16 protein-coding genes and 1 pseudogene are annotated in these 17,153 nt (G+C 61.4%); 6 read left to right on the top strand and 11 right to left on the bottom strand.

The features are described 5' to 3' along the window. Window positions 1-327 precede the first annotated feature (327 nt). The 3 genes from M0954_RS24205 (at window position 328) to M0954_RS24195 (ending at window position 2,969) form a co-directional block, all read left to right on the top strand. Window positions 328-909 (top strand): TetR/AcrR family transcriptional regulator, encoded by a 582-nt coding sequence (locus M0954_RS24205; protein WP_122158923.1) that lies wholly within the window; start codon window positions 328-330, stop codon window positions 907-909. 222 nt (window positions 910-1,131) lie between these two features. Continuing rightward, window positions 1,132-2,061, top strand: coding sequence for a LysR family transcriptional regulator (locus M0954_RS24200; protein WP_297355937.1), 930 nt, complete (start codon window positions 1,132-1,134; stop codon window positions 2,059-2,061). A gap of 41 nt (window positions 2,062-2,102) precedes the next feature. Then, on the top strand, window positions 2,103-2,969 hold the full coding sequence (locus tag M0954_RS24195) for an aldo/keto reductase (RefSeq protein WP_208297264.1): 867 nt from the start codon (window positions 2,103-2,105) through the stop codon (window positions 2,967-2,969). A 91-nt stretch (window positions 2,970-3,060) separates the two neighbouring features. On the opposite strand, the gene M0954_RS24190 is transcribed toward M0954_RS24195, so the two are convergent. After that, window positions 3,061-3,870: an SDR family oxidoreductase gene (locus M0954_RS24190; protein ID WP_297355935.1), complete on the bottom strand. Its 810-nt coding sequence runs from the start codon at window positions 3,868-3,870 to the stop codon at window positions 3,061-3,063. Between the two features lie 140 nt (window positions 3,871-4,010). Between M0954_RS24190 and M0954_RS24185 the strand changes: the two genes are divergently transcribed. Together M0954_RS24185 and M0954_RS24180 are read left to right on the top strand one after the other, a co-directional pair. Continuing rightward, complete coding sequence (locus M0954_RS24185) at window positions 4,011-4,961, top strand: GlxA family transcriptional regulator (RefSeq protein ID WP_122158919.1); 951 nt, start codon at window positions 4,011-4,013, stop codon at window positions 4,959-4,961. A gap of 152 nt (window positions 4,962-5,113) precedes the next feature. Next, window positions 5,114-6,223: an alkene reductase gene (locus tag M0954_RS24180; protein ID WP_297355933.1), complete on the top strand. Its 1,110-nt coding sequence runs from the start codon at window positions 5,114-5,116 to the stop codon at window positions 6,221-6,223. A gap of 38 nt (window positions 6,224-6,261) precedes the next feature. On the opposite strand, the gene M0954_RS24175 is transcribed toward M0954_RS24180, so the two are convergent. From M0954_RS24175 to rhaM, 8 genes are all read right to left on the bottom strand, one after another. Then, entirely contained in the window at window positions 6,262-7,086 is an 825-nt protein-coding gene (locus M0954_RS24175; protein ID WP_122158915.1) for an NAD(P)-dependent oxidoreductase, read from the bottom strand. A gap of 66 nt (window positions 7,087-7,152) precedes the next feature. After that, entirely contained in the window at window positions 7,153-8,460 is a 1,308-nt protein-coding gene (locus M0954_RS24170) for an MFS transporter (RefSeq protein WP_133894923.1), read from the bottom strand. Window positions 8,461-8,850: 390 nt separating this feature from the next. Next, the gene (gene rhaS / locus M0954_RS24165) at window positions 8,851-9,858 is read right to left on the bottom strand and encodes a rhamnose ABC transporter substrate-binding protein (RefSeq protein ID WP_122158912.1); all 1,008 of its coding nucleotides are present in this window, start codon (window positions 9,856-9,858) and stop codon (window positions 8,851-8,853) included. Window positions 9,859-9,948: 90 nt separating this feature from the next. Next, on the bottom strand, window positions 9,949-10,962 hold the full coding sequence (locus M0954_RS24160) for an ABC transporter permease (protein ID WP_297355931.1): 1,014 nt from the start codon (window positions 10,960-10,962) through the stop codon (window positions 9,949-9,951). Continuing rightward, a complete protein-coding gene (locus tag M0954_RS24155) occupies window positions 10,955-12,019 on the bottom strand; it encodes an ABC transporter permease (RefSeq protein WP_297355929.1) in 1,065 nt (354 codons plus the stop codon). Before M0954_RS24155 ends, M0954_RS24160 begins: the two co-directional genes overlap by 8 nt. Further along, window positions 12,016-13,545 carry a sugar ABC transporter ATP-binding protein gene (locus M0954_RS24150; protein ID WP_133894925.1) on the bottom strand — a complete coding sequence of 510 codons (1,530 nt, stop codon included), beginning with the start codon at window positions 13,543-13,545 and terminating at the stop codon, window positions 12,016-12,018. Before M0954_RS24150 ends, M0954_RS24155 begins: the two co-directional genes overlap by 4 nt. A gap of 97 nt (window positions 13,546-13,642) precedes the next feature. Continuing rightward, window positions 13,643-14,536, bottom strand: coding sequence for an amidohydrolase (locus tag M0954_RS24145; RefSeq protein ID WP_123387429.1), 894 nt, complete (start codon window positions 14,534-14,536; stop codon window positions 13,643-13,645). Window positions 14,537-14,553: 17 nt separating this feature from the next. Continuing rightward, on the bottom strand, window positions 14,554-14,877 hold the full coding sequence (gene rhaM / locus M0954_RS24140) for an L-rhamnose mutarotase (RefSeq protein WP_122158902.1): 324 nt from the start codon (window positions 14,875-14,877) through the stop codon (window positions 14,554-14,556). A gap of 195 nt (window positions 14,878-15,072) precedes the next feature. Here rhaM and M0954_RS24135 point away from each other — a divergent pair, with 195 nt between their 5' ends. Beyond that, the gene (locus tag M0954_RS24135) at window positions 15,073-16,098 is read left to right on the top strand and encodes a LysR family transcriptional regulator (RefSeq protein WP_297355927.1); all 1,026 of its coding nucleotides are present in this window, start codon (window positions 15,073-15,075) and stop codon (window positions 16,096-16,098) included. Between the two features lie 11 nt (window positions 16,099-16,109). Here M0954_RS24135 and M0954_RS24130 read toward each other — a convergent pair whose 3' ends face one another. Together M0954_RS24130 and M0954_RS24125 are read right to left on the bottom strand one after the other, a co-directional pair. After that, window positions 16,110-16,892: an SDR family NAD(P)-dependent oxidoreductase gene (locus tag M0954_RS24130; protein ID WP_122158900.1), complete on the bottom strand. Its 783-nt coding sequence runs from the start codon at window positions 16,890-16,892 to the stop codon at window positions 16,110-16,112. Window positions 16,893-16,984: 92 nt separating this feature from the next. After that, window positions 16,985-17,153: pseudogene (locus M0954_RS24125) on the bottom strand (L-rhamnonate dehydratase); the annotation flags it as partial.

The following is a 17,153-nucleotide window of genomic DNA, read 5'->3' as shown; positions in this document are numbered from 1 at the left end:
CGCGGCGCGCGAAAAGCTGTTCGTATCGACAACCCGCGTGAACACTTTCATTGCCTGGAGCCGGTCCATATTCCGATCCCTTTGAATTCCGAAGTTTGCCCGTCGACCCGGGCAGGGTTTGCGAGGCTGGTGGTGCGTCGGCCGCGCAGTAAGCCCGCCGGATAAAATTCACGATTTCCCACCAACCAATACGACTGTCCGTATTAGAATGGAACCGATAATAGATGTCAACGATTCCCCTGGTATCCGGCGGGATAACAATTCCCGCCGTATCGGCGGCCGTTTCCGTTGACGCCCCAATATGGACGACCGTACAATTTCCTGATCATGCCAAGACCCTCCCACCGCGGAAAGATCCTTACCGAAGGCCTCAAGGTTGTCCACGAACGAGGCTTCGCGGGCGCCAGCGTGCGCGACATCGTCCAGGCCGCGGGCGTTCCGCAAGGGTCGTTCACGAACCACTTTGCCTCCAAGGAAGCGTTCGGTCTCGAGGTTCTCGAGCTTTATTTCGCCAATAGCCGCCAGGTCCTGGACGAGACGCTGCGCAACGACGCGCTTGCGCCGCTCAAACGGCTGGGCGACTACATCGACTGGAATATTTCCCACCTCTGCGTCAACCAGACGCGCAACGGTTGCCTGCTCGGCAAATTTGCCCTGGAGGCAAGCGACTACAGCGATGCGATTCGTCATCGCGTGGTGGAGATCTTCGCGGAACAGCAACAGTGCCTTGAATACTGCCTGGCGTCGGCGGTCAAAGCGGGTGAATTGCCCGCGGATTTCGACTGCAATGATGTCGCTGGCTTTATCGTCGCCTCGCTCCAGGGCGCGTTTATGCTCGCCAAGGCACAACGCAGCGCGCAGCCGGTGGTTCGTTTCAGGCATGTGCTGTTTTCGAAAATCCTGCGGTAAAGACACACGCCGCGCGCTGCGGTGCTACCCGGTCTCTATGTCCCGCCTCGGCTAAAGAAACAGCCTAAGATGAGCACGTCCGTCACGAACCGGCCGAGCGTAATGAACGATCGTCAAAAGCCCGCGGCCATAGCAACGGCACCCAAGCCCGCCTCTCACGTCGAACGTTCAGAGCGCTCTGAACATTCCGAGCGCGACGACGGCGCAAGCGGCGCCGCGGCCATGGACCGCGTCGGCTCGCTTAACGTCTTCGTGAGATCTGCTGAAACAAGAAGCTTCACCGCCGCCGGCCGGCAAATGGGAATCTCAGCATCGGCGGTGGGAAAGGCGATTTCGCGGCTGGAGACGCGTCTGGGCGTGCGCCTCTTTCATCGCAGCACCCGCAGCATTACGCTGACGCCGGAAGGAGCACAGTTCCTCAAACGATGCTCCCGCATCATTCAGGAGATCGAGGCAGCCGAAGCCGAACTCGCATTGGCGAACTCCATGCCACGCGGACGCCTGCGCGTCAGCCTGCCGCTCGTCGGCATGCTGCTGATGCCGGTAATAGGCGCCTTTATGAAAGCCTATCCCGAGATCACGGTGGATCTCGACTTCACCGATCGCCTTGTCGATGTGATCGAGGAAGGCCTGGATGTCGTGATACGCACCGGAGAAATCGGTGATTCGCAGCTGATCACCCGCACGCTGGGTCGTTTCACGCACATCATCGTCGGCTCACCGGAATATCTGGCCGAGCGCGGCACGCCTGTCACGCCTGAAGATCTGCTGAGCCACGCCTGTCTGCAACATCGCTTTCAGTCGACTGGCAAGCTGCGCGCCTGGCCACTCGAACGAAACGGCGAGACGCTGAATCTCGATCTGCCGAACGCGGCCATCGTCAGCAATACCGAATCGCTGATTTCGCTGGCGGAACAGGGGCTAGGCCTCGCCTGCGTGCCTGGCTTCACCGTACGTGAGCAATTGCGACGTGGAACGCTCGTGCATGTGCTGCAAGAACTACCAGGCAACCCCGGCGTACTGCGGGCGTTATGGCCTTCCGGCCGGCACCTCTCGCCGAAGATTCGTGTCTTCGTGGACTTTATGGGCCAACACCTGTTTCCCTCTTCAGACGCAAGGCAACAGGACGGCTCGGCGGCTGAGTTGCGTTAAATCTTTTAGACTCACCACATTCACCATAAGGAGACGAGCAAATGAGCGATCTGAGCAATCCGTCGGCAGAAGCGTCGGGTACTTTCAAACTGGGCGGCGAAGTCGAGATCCATCGTCTTGGCTACGGCGCCATGCGCATTACCGGCCCAGGTATCTGGGGACCGCCAGACCATCCGGCCGAGGCAGTGCGCACATTGCAGAGCCTGCGCGAGCTCGGTGTGAATTTCATCGATACGGCGGACTCTTACGGCCCCGATGTGTCCGAGCAGCTCATTCGCGAAGCGTTGCATCCTTACACCGATCTGCTGATCGCGACCAAGGCGGGGCTGCATCGACCCGGACCGGATCGCTGGGAGCCGGACGGCCGTCCGGAACATCTGCGGCAGAGACTGCAGAAAAGCCTGCAGAACCTCGGCGTCGAGCAGATTGCGCTATGGCAGCTGCATCGAATCGATCCGAAGGTGCCGCGCGACGAACAGTTCGACGCGGTCCGTTCGTTGCAGAACGAGGGGTTGATCCGCTTTGCCGGCTTGAGCGAAGTATCGGTCGACGACATTCAGGCAGCCTCGAAGTATTTCAAGGTCGCGACCGTGCAGAACCGCTACAACCTGTCCGATCGCGCCGCCGAGGACGTACTCGATTATTGCGAAAAACACGGCATTGGTTTTATTCCGTGGTATCCGCTCGCAGCCGGCAGTCTGACGCAACCGGACTCGCCGCTACAAAAGATGGCGGCCGCACGCGGCGTCAGTGCAGGCCAGATTGCGCTCGCGTGGCTGCTCAAGCGCAGCCCGGTGATGTTGCCGATCCCGGGCACATCGAAGCGCACCCATCTTCGCGAGAATGTGGCTGCTGCGGAGATCAGTCTGAGCGATGGGGAGTTCGCGGAACTGGAAGCGTTGCGCTAGCCAGTTCGTTGCACTGCCGCGACGGCAAGCAAAGCTCAGACACGGACAAAGGAGCCGCAAACAGCGCGGCTCCTTTACTTCAAGCAGCATCTCAAACGGCGCTCTTCACTCCGTAGCGCGCAGCCGGTTCACTGCGGGACAGGTTCGGTCCCAGAGCAGCGCGTGCCGCTTCGAACGCGGCCCAATCGACCGCATCGGGCAGCGACGGAACGGTAGCCAGTTCGCCTTGATCCAGTCCCGCGAGCGCTGCGTCGACGAGATCGTCCGCGCTCATCACAATGCTCTGCGGCAGGTTTTCAACCGGATGGCCCGCGACGTCCCAGAACTCGGTGCGAGTAGCACCAGGCAGCACCGCTTGCACGCGGACACCCTTCGCCACCAGCTCATGGTGCAACGACTGGCTGAACGCCAGCACGAATGCCTTGGTACCGCCGTACACGCCATTGAGCATTTCCGGCGCTACGGCCACGATCGAAGAAATATTGACGATCGTGCCCGTTCCCCGCGCGACAAACGCCGGCGCAATGGCATACGTCAGCCGCGTAAGCGAAGTGACGTTCAGATCGATCATCGCTTCCATGGTGTCCACGTCGGAAACGAGCAACGGGCCGGCGCCGCCGATCCCCGCGTTGTTCACCAGCATCGTGATGCTCGAATCGCTGCGCAGAATCTCCTCGATGCGCCGCACGTCGGCCTTGTTACCCAGATCGGCTGCAACCACCTCGATCGAACGGCCTGTCGCGCTCGTCAGACGATTGGCCAGCTTGTCGAGCCGTTCCCGGTTGCGCGCCACCAGAATCAGATCGTAACCACGGCGGGCAAGGCGATCTGCGTAGATCGCACCAATCCCGGAAGAAGCGCCGGTAATCAGCGCTGTGCCCTTGTGTGTCGTGTCGTTCATCAACTTTCTCCGTTAGCGCCAACCCATGTCGGCCTGCATGGAACGAAGATTAAGCGTAGACTCGGCAGTCTCAAATGTCGTATATGCCACCTTTTAGGCCATCGCTCAGCGCATCGCCGGAAATACCCAAGGAAACCATCATGTTGCGTATTGGAATCGTGCTGTACCGCGGCTTCCAGGTCATCAACCTGGCCCTCACGACGGTCTTTGAATTTGCCAACATGACGGCTAGCGAAGCGCTCTATGAAGTCGTCCTGCTTTCCGATCATGGCGGCCCGGTGCAGACCTCAGCCGGCTTCGCGGTCGAGACGCAGCCGTTCGATGAGAGCCGTTTCGATACCGTGCTGGTGGTCGGCGACAACGAAGTGATCGAACCCGACGCAGCACTGATCGCTTTTTTGCAACGCGCGGCCCAGAACTCGCGGCGCATCGGCTCGACCTGCACCGGTGCGTTCAATCTCGCGCAAGCCGGCCTGCTCGACGGACGGCGCGCAACCACCCACTGGTTTTTTGCCGCGCGCCTGCGTCAGGACTACCCCGCGGTCAAGTTGGAGGAAGACCGCATCTTTATCATCGACGGCCCGGTGTGGACCTCCGCGGGCATGACGGCGTGCATCGACCTCGGGCTGGCACTCGTCGAAAAGGATGCTGGGGCCGAGATTGCGCGACTGGTGGCAAAGAAACTCGTCGTCTATCACCGCCGCGCGGGCGGGCAGTCGCAGTATTCAGCACTGCTCGAACTGGAGCCGCGCTCCGACCGCATTCAGATGGCGCTCGCCTATGCGAAACAGAACCTTCATACCGAACTGTCGGTCGAGCAGCTTGCGGAAGCTGCCCATTTGAGTCCACGGCAATTCAGCCGTTCGTTCCGGGCGGAGACGGGCCAATCGCCGGCAAAGGCGGTCGAGCATCTGCGCATCGAGGCAGCGCGTCTGATGCTCGAGTCGGGCCTGCATCCCATTGAAGTGGTGGCGCGCGATACCGGCTTTGGTGACCGCGAACGGATGCGGCGCGCGTTCCTGCGCGCCTTCGGCCAGCCGCCACAAGTGATACGGCGCGCTTCTCGCGGCGATGAATCGCGCCATTTGTGACACTCATGTCCGCAATGTTCGGAGCGTGAGCCTGTTTTTCCCGCTGCACAATCGCTATAGAGTTCTCGTCAAGGCAACGGACTTCCCACGCCCTCAGGCAAAACCAGGCGGAAGGTCCACCGTGCTAAACCAGATCTCAGGCAGAGGGAATCATGTCCAAACTCTTCACCGGCGTTCGCGTCGGCGCATATGAATTCAAGCACCGCGTGGTGCTCGCTCCGCTCACACGCATGCGCGCCGAAGATGGCGCCAAACCCGGCCCACTGATGGCCGAATACTACGCACAACGTACTTCCGAAGGCGCGCTGCTGATCAGCGAAGCCACTATCGCCGCTGCGAACGGCAACGGTTATCTTGGCGCGCCGGGTCTCTTCGACGACAGCCAGATCGCCGGCTGGCGCCTTGTGACCGATGCTGTGCATGCCAAGGGCGGCAAGATCTTTCTGCAGCTCTACCACGCCGGTCGGCAATCGAACTCCGAAGTGCAACCCGCTGGCAGCCAGCCGGTTGGACCGTCGGCGATTCCTCACGGCGGCGTTGCTTATACAAAGTCGGGCTGGGTTCCCAACACCCCGAATCGCGCGCTGCAAATCGAAGAAATTGCCGGGCTGGTGGAAAGCTTCCGGCGTGCTGCTGAACGCGGTGTCGCAGCGGGCTTCGATGGCGTGGAACTGCACGCAGCCAACGGCTATCTATTCGACCAGTTCCTGCAGGACGGCAGCAACAGGCGCACCGATATCTATGGTGGTTCGTTCGAAAACCGTGCGCGCTTTCTGATGGAGGTCACCCGAGCGGTAATCTCGGTGTGGGGTAGCGACAAGGTGGCCGTGCGTCTTGGTCCGAGCGGCTCGTGGGGCGATATGTCGGACAGCGATCCGGTTGGGCTTTTCAGTTACGTGGCGGAGCAACTGGACAAGCTGGATCTGGCTTACCTGCATCTGATCGAACCACGGGTGCTGGGGAATGTCGACGATGAAAGCAAGGATCAAAGCCCGCTGGCGGCGCAACTCATCCGCCGGCATTACAAAGGCACGATTATCGCGGCGGGCGGCTTCAAGGGCGACACAGCAGAGGCTATCGTCAAGGCTGGCGACGCGGACCTGGTTGCCTTCGGCCGCGACTTCATCGCCAATCCGGATCTGCCGGCACGTTTGCGCAACGAGCTGCCGCTGAATCCCTACGATCGCCCGACCTTCTTCGGTGGCACGGAAGTCGGCTATACCGACTATCCGCTTTATAGTGAGGAAGCCTTAGCGGTCTAAAAAAGCGCAGGTGACGATGGCGGGGTGCTCGAATCAACTCAAGACTGCGGCAGCCCGACCACGTACATCCCACCCTGGAACTGCTGTGCAGGATCGTCGAACTCCTCAGTCGGCGCCTGAGCCGGAAACAGCCCGTCGAACTCCGCCGAGCTGTCCTGCGGACGATAGCCTAAAAACGCAGCCTTGCTGTTATCCCACCACAAGACCCTGTTGTTCGACACCCCGTACACAATCGCATGCCCCACGCGGTTCGTGAACAGCGAGCAGCGCACCAGTTCGATAAAGTCGCGGTAGCTCAGATAGGTCACCAGCATGCGCGGATTCTTCGGTGCTTCGAACGAAGAACCGATCCGCATACAGACCGTCTCCAGACCGAAGCGGTCGAAGTAGTAGCGCGACAGCGATTCGCCAAAGCATTTCGTCACGCCATAGAGACTATCCGGACGCAACGGGGAATCCGCATCGAGCACAGACGTAGTCGGATGAAAACCAATTGCGTGATTGGAGCTCGCAAACAGCACGCGCTTCACGCCATGCTTCTGCGCCGCGGCATACAGGTTGTAGACGCCGCGGATATTGGCTTCGAGCAGATCGTCGAAGCGCGCATCCGTGGAGATGCCGCCCAGATGCACGACAGCGTCGACGCCTTCGAGCAACGCGTCCACCGCTGCGCGGTCCGCGAGATCCAGCACCACATGCTCTTCATGCGCCGCCGCTTCGCCCATTGGCGCGATATCGGACAGGCGCACCACATCCGCCCATTGCGCCAGCGCGCCGCGCAGCTGCCGGCCGAGATTGCCGGCCGCTCCGGTCAACAAAAGCCGTTTAAACGGCTTACCCGTCGATTCCTGCTGATTGCTCATCCTGCGACTTCTCCGATTCTGCCACCGCCGTCCAGCAGGCCGTGGCCGGACAGAGGTAGCGGTTGCTTAGGCGCGTGCCGCATCGGCACCGCGCGGAACTGCATCGGTGGCGCGCTGCTGCGGCTCGGCCGGCTCCTTCAACACGAGCCATACTACGACGGCCCCGATAAGATCGAAACAGGCGAGCGAGACAAACAGCGGGTCATAACCGACCAGCGTCACCAGCACACCCACCGCCAGCGAAAACAGCGTAGCGCCCGCGTAACCGGCCATGCCCGTCAAACCGGTGGCAGTGGCGACATCGTTCTTGCCGAACACATCGGAAGCGAGAGTGTAAAGCGCGCCGGACAGCGTCTGATGCGCGAACCCGCCGATACAGAACAGTGCGATAGCGACATACGGACTCGACACCAGACCGATACAGGCAGGTCCGATCATACACAACGAACCGGTCACCACCACCAGTTTGCGCGAGGTGATCAGCGAGGTGTTGAAGTGCTTCTGATACCACGGCGCCAGATAGCCACCCAGCACGCAACCGATGTCCGCCGCGAGGAACGGCAGCCACGCGAACATCGCGATCTCTTTCAGATTCATGTGACGCACGCTCACCATATAGAGCGGAATCCAGAAATTGAAGGTCTGCCAGGCCGGTTCGGCGAGAAAACGCGGAATCGCGATGCCCCAGAACGCGCGGCGCTTGACGATGGCGCGCCACGACGGGCGGCTTGCCGTAGCCGTCTTGTGTTGCGCTTCCTGGCCTTCAAGGATGTAGTCACGCTCGGTATCGGACAGGCGCGGCTGATCTTTCGGCGCGCGGTACAGCAGCAGCCACAGCACGCTCCAGACGAGCCCGAGCACGCCGATCGACACGAACGCCATGCGCCAGTTGCCATGCAGCACCCACCAGACGACGAGCGGCGGCGCAATCACCGCGCCAATCGACGAGCCGATGTTGAACCAGCCCGTGGCAATCGAACGCTCTTTGGCAGGAAACCATTCGGAGGTGGCTTTGAGGCCGGAGGGGATGCCGGCCGCTTCGGTCAGGCCGAGCATGCCGCGAAACACCGCCAGCGAAATCCAGCCGTTGGCCGCGCCGTGCAGCATGCAGGCGCCCGACCACGCGATGGCGAACAACGCGAAGCCGATCTTGGTGCCGACCACATCGAGCACGTAGCCGGCCACCGGTTGCATGATCATGTACGCGCCCTGGAACGACGCGACGATATACGAGTACTGCGCGGTCGAAATGCTCAGCAGCCGGTTCATTTCCGGCGCGGCTACCGCCAGCGAATTGCGCGCAATGTAGTTGACGATCAGACCCGAGGTGACGAGTCCAATCATCCACCAGCGCATGCCTCTAACCTTGCCCATTTGCTCCTCCGGAGTGCCGCCGTGTGCCGACGTGCTGTTTAGTGTGGTGTGCGGCGTCTGCTTGCCATGGATCGCGCCGCGGACGCACAACCGTGCAGCGTCGCACCATGGGCGCCAAGATAATCAACCGGGGGAATAGTTGTCAAGCAACATTGAAGTTGAATGATTTGATGCGGCGGGCGAATTGTTCTTTTGAGTTCTGTTTATCGCCATTTTGCCGGATTTTATTTATGTTTTAGGCAATCAACCAGCCAACCGGGTGTTTACCCTCAATGTATTTTTGCCAAACAACTTTGCAAGGTTCGCCAATAGTTCCTGCCCATAGCAAAAACGCCCCGAAGGGCGTTTTTGCCGGGCACAACCGCGTGCCCTCTTCCTGACGCTTATGCGTTAGAAATTGAAGTTGTCGATATTGCTCGAATCGAACGTAGTCGGCGGTCCAAGAATGATTTCGCCCTGCGGTCCGATAGTGCGCTTGCCGAGCTTACCCGCGTCGAACGACTCGCCTTCCTTGCCGGTAATCGTCCCCGACGAGAGCGCCGCAGCGGCGTAAGCAGCCAGATATCCAAGCTGGTTCGGATCCCACAACTGGAACGCCTTCACCGTACCGTTCTTGACGAACGCACGCATCTGGTTCGGCGTACCCAGACCAGTGACATCCACCTTGCCCTTGCTCGACGAAGTCGAGATGTAACGTGCCGCCGCCGCAATCCCCACCGTCGTCGGCGCAACGATCGCCTTCAGATTCGGGTAGGCCTGCAGCAAACCCTGGGTTTCGACGAACGACTTCTGGTCGTCGTCATTACCGTAGGCAATTTTCACCAGCTTGATCTTCGAGTATTCCGGCTTCTTCAACTCCTCCTGCATCCACTTGATCCAGGTGTTCTGGTTCGTTGCATTGGGCGTAGCCGAGAGAATCGCAAACTCGCCCTCGCCGCCCATCAGCTTCGCGACCAGCTGGACCTGCCCACGCCCGATGCCTTCCGCGTTGGCTTGATTGACAAACAGTTGCCGCCCTTCCGGCGCCGTATCCGAGTCGAATGTCACGACCTTGATGCCTTGCGACATCGCTTTCTTCAGATAAGGCACGACCGCATTCGCGTCATTGGCGGCGATCACGATCGCGTCCTGACGCTGCGTGATCAGCGTATTGATGTACTGCACCTGCGACGATGCGCCCGCATCCGACGGCCCCACCACCTTGCCGACGCCACCGAACTCCTTGATCGCGGCCATACCGCCGTTATCGGCGATCACCTCATACGGGTTGTTGATCTGCTTCGGAATAAATGCAATCTTCAGGCCGCTCTTGAGATCGGCCGCGCCTGCCGCGAGGCTGATGCCCAGCAGCGTGGCGCAGAGCGCGACGGCTCCGGCCTGACGTAGGGGTTTGAACATGAAGTGTCTCCTGGCTAGATAATCGGACGTTAAAGCGTCCGGGTTGTTGATATCAGGAACGGCACACCGTACAACAGCCGTACGGCAAAACTAGGACGCCGACGACCTGGCGATAAACCGCCGGTCGCGCATCGCGCGCCAGCGGGCCACCAGATTGGGGATCAGCACCGACGCTAGCAGCAGCACGCCCGTGACGATCGTGAGCGTTTCGCTCGAGACGTCATCGAGCGTCAGCGCGTTTTTCAGCACGCCGATAATCAGCAGCGACAGCAACACGCCGACCATCGAGCCGCGTCCCCCAAAAATGCTTACACCGCCAAACAGCACCGCCGCGATTACGGAAAGCTCGAAGCCCTCGCCGTTGTCGCCACGCGCGCTGGTAAAGCGCAGCGTGTAGACCACGCCGGCCAGCGCGCTCATCACGCCCGACAACACAAACAGACGCAAGCGGATCTTCGCCACTTCGATACCGGAAAACGTCGCGGCAGTCGGATTGGCGCCAATCGCATAGAGGCTGCGGCCAAACGCGGTGGCCTGCAACAGCACCGTGAAAATCACAGCGCCGACGATCACGATCACAAACGGCAACGGGATAAACGTCGGGCCGAGATTGTTCATGCCGAAGGCCGTATAGCCAGGCGGAAAATCCGCGACCGCCTGATCGCCGAGCAGCACATAAGCGAGGCCGCGAAACAGCGCGAGCGTGCCGATGGTGACCGCAAGCGAAGGCAGATTCAGCTTGACGATCACGAGGCCGTTCAGCAACCCGGCCAGCCCGCCGACAATCAGCACCAGCACGATCACGACCGGCATCGGCAGACCCATATGCCATAGCACGCCCATCAACGCACTCGATGCCCCGAGCACCGACGCCACCGAAAGATCGATTTCAGCGGCCACGATGATCAAGGTCATCGGCAGCGCCATCAGCGCGATTTCGGTGAGATCGGCGAGGACGTTGCTGATATTCGCGCCGGTCAGAAACACCGGCGACAGCACCCGCCCCAAGGCCAGCGACAACGCCAGCACAATCACAAGCAACACTTCCCAGCGCAAAGGCGTTTCGCGTTTGCGGGTCAGCAGCGCGGAATCGGGTTTAGCCATGATCGCGTTTCCTTATCATGCGTTTGGCGACGGAGCGGGCCAGCAAGGTATCGGCTGCGATCGCCACGACGATCAGGGCGCCCTGAATGGCCTGTTCCCAGAATGGCGACACGCGCAACACCACCAGCGCGATACTGATCACGCCGAGCACCAACGCACCGAGCGTCGCACCGAGGATGGTGCCGACACCGCCCGTAATCGCGACGCTACCCACCACCGCTGCGGCCACCACTTGCAGTTCGATACCCTTCGCAGTGCTTGCATCTACAGTGCCGAAACGTGCAAGCCACAATGCGCCCGCAAAGCCCGCAATCGCCCCGGACAACAGAAAGCCCGACATCACGCGCCGCTCGACATTCACGCCCGCGAGGCGCGCTGCCTCCGGATTCGAACCGATCGCATAGTGTTCACGGCCCGCGCGAAACTGCTTCAGATACACCGACAAGCCGATCAGCACCACAATGGCGATCAAGGCGAGCGTCGGCACGCCGAAGAACACGCCGGTCGCGAGCCGCGAATAGGCATCCGGCAAACTGGTCGCATTGATCTGTCCGCCGTGCACCCACGCATAGTCCGCACCGCGGAAGATATAGAGCGTCGACAGCGTAGCGACCAGCGAAGGCACTCGCCCTACGGCCACCAGCAGCGCGTTGATGCCACCCGCCACCAGGCCGATCACAAGGCCAGCCGCCAGCGCCACAATCACCGGCATGTGCGGAAACGCGACGTACAGACTGCCGACTGCATAAGCGCTGATACCGACCGTCGATCCCACCGAGAGATCGATATGTCGCATCAGGATCACGACCGTCATGCCAGCGGTAAGCAAGCTGATAATCGACACATTCAGTAGCACGTCACGCAGATTCTGCAGATTCAGAAACTGCGGCCGCGCGAGCGCCGTGCCTACGATCAGCAATATCAGCACGACAAACAGCGTGGTTTCGCGGCTTTTTGCCAATGCGGAAGCCAGTCCGCCCGTTTTCGCGAGCGGACCGCCGGCGACAGGTGGCCGCACCGGCGCTGGATGAGGATGAGTATGGGAGTGGCGCATCATGCGGCGTGCCCTAGTGGGTTCACAGGCTGGCCTAGTGCGGCGCCCATGATCCGTTCTTCGTTCGCATCGGCGCGTGCAATCTCGGCGCTGATACGTCCTTCGTGCATCACCAGTACGCGGTCGGCCATGCCGAGTACCTCTGGCAATTCGCTCGAGATCATCAGTACAGCCATGCCGTTCGTGACCAGTTCCGCCAGTGCGCTATACACCTCCGCTTTGGCGCCGACGTCGATGCCGCGCGTGGGTTCGTCGATGATCAAGACCTTGGGATCGGTCGCAAGCCATTTGCCGAGCACGACTTTTTGCTGATTACCGCCCGAGAGGGTGCCGACCGGAGCATTGGCGTCACCTGCTTTCAGACGCAAGCGTGTGCCCCATTGCGCCGCGAGTTGCGTTTCGCTGCGCGTCGAGATCAGTCCATGTTTGACGAGACGCCCGAGCACCGTCATCGAGGCGTTGCGCGCGATGCTCAACTCAAGCGCCAAACCCTGCTGGCGACGGTCTTCCGGCACCAGCGCCAGGCCCGCCCGCACCGCCGCGGCAGGGCGTCCGGTGGCAAGCGGTTTGCCGGCGATCCACACCTCGCCCGCATCGAGCGGATCGATGCCGAAGATCGCGCGCGCCACTTCGCTGCGTCCCGCGCCGACCAGACCCGCCAGCGCCACAATCTCGCCGGCGCGGACCTCGAACGAGATGTCCTTGAATACGCCCAACCGCGTCAATCCACGCACCGACAAACGCACTTCGCCCGGCGCGACATCCGCCTTCGGATAGAAGCTCTCCAGATCGCGCCCGACCATCTTCGCCACAATCGCCGCCGTCGTCAGATCGGCGGTGGGCGCGTCGAATACCTTCGCACCGTCGCGCATGATGGTGACGTGTTGCGTCAGGGCAAACACTTCATCGAGACGGTGGGTAATAAACAGGATCGCGACGTCGCGTTCACGCAGCTTGCGCACAATCGCAAAGAGCCGCTCCACTTCCGTCAAGGACAATGCCGCGGTGGGTTCGTCCATGATCAGCACATTCGCATTCAGCGACAGCGCCTTGGCAATTTCAATCACCTGCTGATCGGCGATCGACAACCCGCGCACGAGTTGATCGGCCTGCAGATCGACACCGAGCGATGCGAGCAGGCCATTCACTTCGTTGCGCATCGCGTCGTACCGAATCCGCCCAATGCGATCCACCGGCTGGCGGCCCATGAAAATGTTCTCGGCAATCGAGAGATCGAAGAACAGCGTGGGTTCCTGATAGATCACCGCAAGACCGGCATCGCGCGCCGCGGCGGGCGTCGCAAAGCTCCGCGCGACGCCGTCGATCAGGATCTCGCCGGTATCGGGTTGATGCACCCCGGCGAGAATCTTCACCAGCGTCGATTTGCCCGCGCCGTTTTCGCCGAGCAGCGCATGCACTTCGCCCGGCAATAACTTGAGGTCGCCGTCGGATAACGCGCGCACCCGGCCGAACGATTTGCTCGCATGCCGCAGTTCAAGCCGGGGCGTAGCGGTTGTCTGTTGCTGCACTGCCTGTCTCCTCCATCATGCGGCGTCGCAAGCGCGCCGTGTTTCTTCGGGGATGATGTCCTGCCCTGCCACGTCGGGTAACGACGTCAAAGCCGCGTTAGATCCGGTACACGCGCTCCGCATTGCGGCGAAACAGCGCGTCCTTCTCGGCAACGCTTGCATCCGCAACGATCGATGCGTAGGCGCGCCAAAGATCTTCGTACGACCCAAACAAACGGTCCACCGGGAAATTCGACGCAAACATCGCCCGTTCGACGCCAAACGTATCGATCGTCTCAAGCACATAAGGGCGCAGGCTTTCCACCGTCCACTGGTGATCGAACATCGCGAAGCCACTGAGTTTCACCGTCACGTTCGGGCAGTCAGCCAGCTTGCGCATGCCATCGCGCCACGCGCGATAGCCGGCCACGCTGCTGCGGTCGACGAACATCCCCGCGTGATTGACGATGAACTGCGTATCCGCGTGAGCCTGCGCCAGCGCCACGGCCTCGTCCATCTGCGATGGATAGATTTGCATATCGAACGACATGTCATAGCGCCGCAGCAGCGAGAAATTCTCGCGCCACACGGAATCGCGCATCAGATGGCGCCCGATGTAGTCGAACAGCTTGTTCTCGTGCACGTTCAGGATCTGCCTGATCCCGCGCGTATTCGCAAACGCCGCGTGCCCTTCCAGAACCTGTGCGGCATTCGGCGCCGCAAGGTCGGCTCCCGCGACGATGCCATTCGGCATGCCTCGCGACGCCGCCTCGTTCGCAAGACCTTGCAACCAGCGAGTCTCCTCGACCGGATCGGCCGGGTCGTGATTCGCCTCCACATGCACCACTTTCAGAATCTCGATCTCGCCCGCTTCGCGCAGCAGATCCGCCAGCAGATAGTCGTGCTTGAGTTCGCGTGCATCGCCGACGAACGACACGCCCGGATTCGCGAGCCACGGATAGTGGTGCGTCTTCAGATCCCACAGATGGATATGCGGGTCGACAACTTGCATGGGATAGCCTCCTTGCTTCAACCCGGCGACTGCAGATGAAACACCGGCTCCAGCGCCTGTTGCAACGGCGTGTGGTCCGGGGCGGTCTGCATGATGTCGGCCATGTGATCCCACCATTTGCGTATGACATCGAGCTCCGGCAAATGGTCCATTTGATGATCGCGGGTGCGCGTCAGGACGGCAAAGAGGTGATGGGAGTCCGCGTCGAAGAAGATGCGGTAGTCGCGCACGCCCGCCTGTTGCAATGCATCAACCAGCTCGGGCCAGATCTGCTGATGCCGGCGTTCGTATTCCTCGCGCATGCCGGGGTTAAGCACCATCCGGAAAGCGATTGTCTCCATTGCGGCCTGTCTCCCGTCTTGAGTTTTGATCTGCCGGGGCGCTTTCTGGGGGAAGCGTCTGAACCGACTATAATTCCTCGATCGATAGCATCTCAATCCGTTGTTGGGATTGGGCGATCCAGAAACCGGATCGCACGACCGCCAACTGTACTTGCTGCCCGTGCCTTCCGACGCACTTTTCACCGCATTTGCCAAATGAGCCAGAACGCTGCCACCGTCGCCCTCGTTAACCGGCTCAAATTCAAGCACCTGGCGCTGCTCGTCGCGCTCGACGACGCCCGCAACCTGCATCAGGCCGCCGATGCGGTCAATGTCGCGCAACCCAGCGCGTCCCGCATGCTGGGCGATATCGAGGAAGCGTTCGGCTTCCTGCTGTTCGAGCGCAACGCGCGCGGCATGCAGCCCACCTCGCTTGGTGTCGTCACCCTCGCCTATGCGCGCCGCGCTTTGGCCGAGCTGACCCGCTTTGCCGAAGACCTCGACGTCAAGCGCAAAGGCGGCCACGGCCAGTTGACGGTGGGCGCCATCATGGGCGCCGCGCCCGACCTGCTGGCCATGGCGGTCGCCGCGCTGAAGACCGAACGGCCGCTGCTCAACGTGCGCATCCTCGGCGAAACCAGCGATCAGGTGGTCCAGTTGCTGCACCGCCGCGAAGTGGACCTCGCGCTTGGCCGGCTGACGAGCCCCCTGCAACACAACGACTTCAGCTTCGAGCCGCTCGCCCGCGAAACCTTGATGCTGGTGGTGCGCGCCGCTCATCCGCTGGCGCAGCGGTCGGCCACTACCTTGCGCGAGCTGATCGACTGGCCGTGGGTCGCGCAGCCCGTCACCAGCCCGGCGCGCGTGCTGTTCGAAGAGGAACTGGCCCGCGCCGGGCTCGCCACGCCGGTCAATCTGACCGAATGTGCGTCGATCTTCGCCACCCTGCAATTGCTCGAAAACTACGACGCGGTTGCGATGCTGCCCGAGTCCGTGGTGCGCGATCACGTGCGCGGCAAACTGTTGGTGGCGCTGCCGGTCGAAATCGGCAAGAGCCTCTCCGGCTTCGGCATCCTGACGCGCAAGCAAGAAGCGCTCGCCGAACCGGCGCTGCATTTCATCGACCTGCTGCGTAGCGTCTCGCGTCAACTCGCCCGTGATGCGAATGCGCAACCGGAAAGCGGCAACGGAGCAGCAGGTGCAGCTGCCGCCGATCACGTTGTGCCGCTGCCCGCTCACTGAGCCTCGCACGTTCACTGCAGGTTGACGAACAGACCGCCGTCTACCAGCAACGCCGCGCCCGTTACATAGCGGGCATAGTCCGAGGCGAGGAACACCACGCAGTCCGCGACATCGTCGGGACGCCCTAGTCTGCCTAGCGGTATCCGTTTTTCGAAGTAAGCTTTCTTGCTTTCGTCGGCAAGGTCTTCAGCATTCAAATCCGTTGCGATGGTGCCGGGCATCACCGAGTTGCAGCGAATGCCATACGGTCCCAAGGCAATCGCGCACGACTGCATCAGCGAATGCACACCGGCCTTGGTCGGCGTGTAATGGGTCTGCATGCCGCCGCCCACTAACGCACTGATCGAACTGGTCGCGACAATCGCGCCGCCGGTTCCCTGCGCCCTCATCTGCTGCGCCGCGGCCTGCGTCACGAAGAAGGCGCCGTTCAGGTTGACCCCCACCGTCGTTTCCAGAACCTCCGGCGGCATGTCGAGAAACGCGTGAAACGGACAGATGCCCGCATTGCTTGCCAGCACGTCGACCTTGCCGAAGGCTTCCACCGTGCGGCGCACCAGTTCCTTGCCGGTTTCGTGTGCGGCGACGTTGCCTTCCACCGCCAACGCGCGCCGGCCCAGTGCCTCGATCTCGGCCAACACTTCTTCGACGGCCGAGCGGCGTCCGTACGACGCGTCGTTATCGCCCCAGTAGTTGATTGCCACATCGGCGCCTTCGCGTGCGCATGCCACCGCGATGGCCCGGCCAATGCCGCGCGATCCGCCTGTGACGATCACTACCTTGTCCCTGAGCAGCACTTCTTTCTCCTTGATCGATCGGATTGCGCCGTGCGCCTTTCGACGGGCGAGGCGCCGCGTGCGTTCACATTGCGCAGTTCACATTGCGCAGTTCACCGCGGGTACGGCCGCACCAACGCGCATTCCGGATTGAGCCGCACGCCAAACCCAGGCGTGTCCGGCACCTTCATCCGGCCATTCACGGGCACCGGTTCGTCGAGCAGCAGCGGTGTAAACATCGGCACCACCTCATCGGCCTTCGGCGCCATCATCAGAAACTCG

The sequence above is a fragment of the Paraburkholderia sp. genome, from assembly GCF_026225065.1.
GTDB lineage: Bacteria > Pseudomonadota > Gammaproteobacteria > Burkholderiales > Burkholderiaceae > Paraburkholderia.
This window is presented reverse-complemented; position numbering and strand designations above follow the sequence as displayed.

Excerpts from the sequence above, each read along its gene's own strand:
- M0954_RS24205 (WP_122158923.1), top strand. The coding sequence starts at position 328 with ATGCCAAGACCCTCCCACCGCGGAAAGATCCTTACCGAAGGCCTCAAG.
- M0954_RS24200 (WP_297355937.1), top strand. The coding sequence starts at position 1,132 with ATGGACCGCGTCGGCTCGCTTAACGTCTTCGTGAGATCTGCTGAAACA.
- M0954_RS24195 (WP_208297264.1), top strand. The coding sequence starts at position 2,103 with ATGAGCGATCTGAGCAATCCGTCGGCAGAAGCGTCGGGTACTTTCAAA.
- M0954_RS24190 (WP_297355935.1), bottom strand. The coding sequence starts at position 3,870 with ATGAACGACACGACACACAAGGGCACAGCGCTGATTACCGGCGCTTCT.
- M0954_RS24185 (WP_122158919.1), top strand. The coding sequence starts at position 4,011 with ATGTTGCGTATTGGAATCGTGCTGTACCGCGGCTTCCAGGTCATCAAC.
- M0954_RS24180 (WP_297355933.1), top strand. The coding sequence starts at position 5,114 with ATGTCCAAACTCTTCACCGGCGTTCGCGTCGGCGCATATGAATTCAAG.
- M0954_RS24175 (WP_122158915.1), bottom strand. The coding sequence starts at position 7,086 with ATGAGCAATCAGCAGGAATCGACGGGTAAGCCGTTTAAACGGCTTTTG.
- M0954_RS24170 (WP_133894923.1), bottom strand. The coding sequence starts at position 8,460 with ATGGGCAAGGTTAGAGGCATGCGCTGGTGGATGATTGGACTCGTCACC.
- rhaS (WP_122158912.1), bottom strand. The coding sequence starts at position 9,858 with ATGTTCAAACCCCTACGTCAGGCCGGAGCCGTCGCGCTCTGCGCCACG.
- M0954_RS24160 (WP_297355931.1), bottom strand. The coding sequence starts at position 10,962 with ATGGCTAAACCCGATTCCGCGCTGCTGACCCGCAAACGCGAAACGCCT.
- M0954_RS24155 (WP_297355929.1), bottom strand. The coding sequence starts at position 12,019 with ATGATGCGCCACTCCCATACTCATCCTCATCCAGCGCCGGTGCGGCCA.
- M0954_RS24145 (WP_123387429.1), bottom strand. The coding sequence starts at position 14,536 with ATGCAAGTTGTCGACCCGCATATCCATCTGTGGGATCTGAAGACGCAC.
- rhaM (WP_122158902.1), bottom strand. The coding sequence starts at position 14,877 with ATGGAGACAATCGCTTTCCGGATGGTGCTTAACCCCGGCATGCGCGAG.
- M0954_RS24135 (WP_297355927.1), top strand. The coding sequence starts at position 15,073 with ATGAGCCAGAACGCTGCCACCGTCGCCCTCGTTAACCGGCTCAAATTC.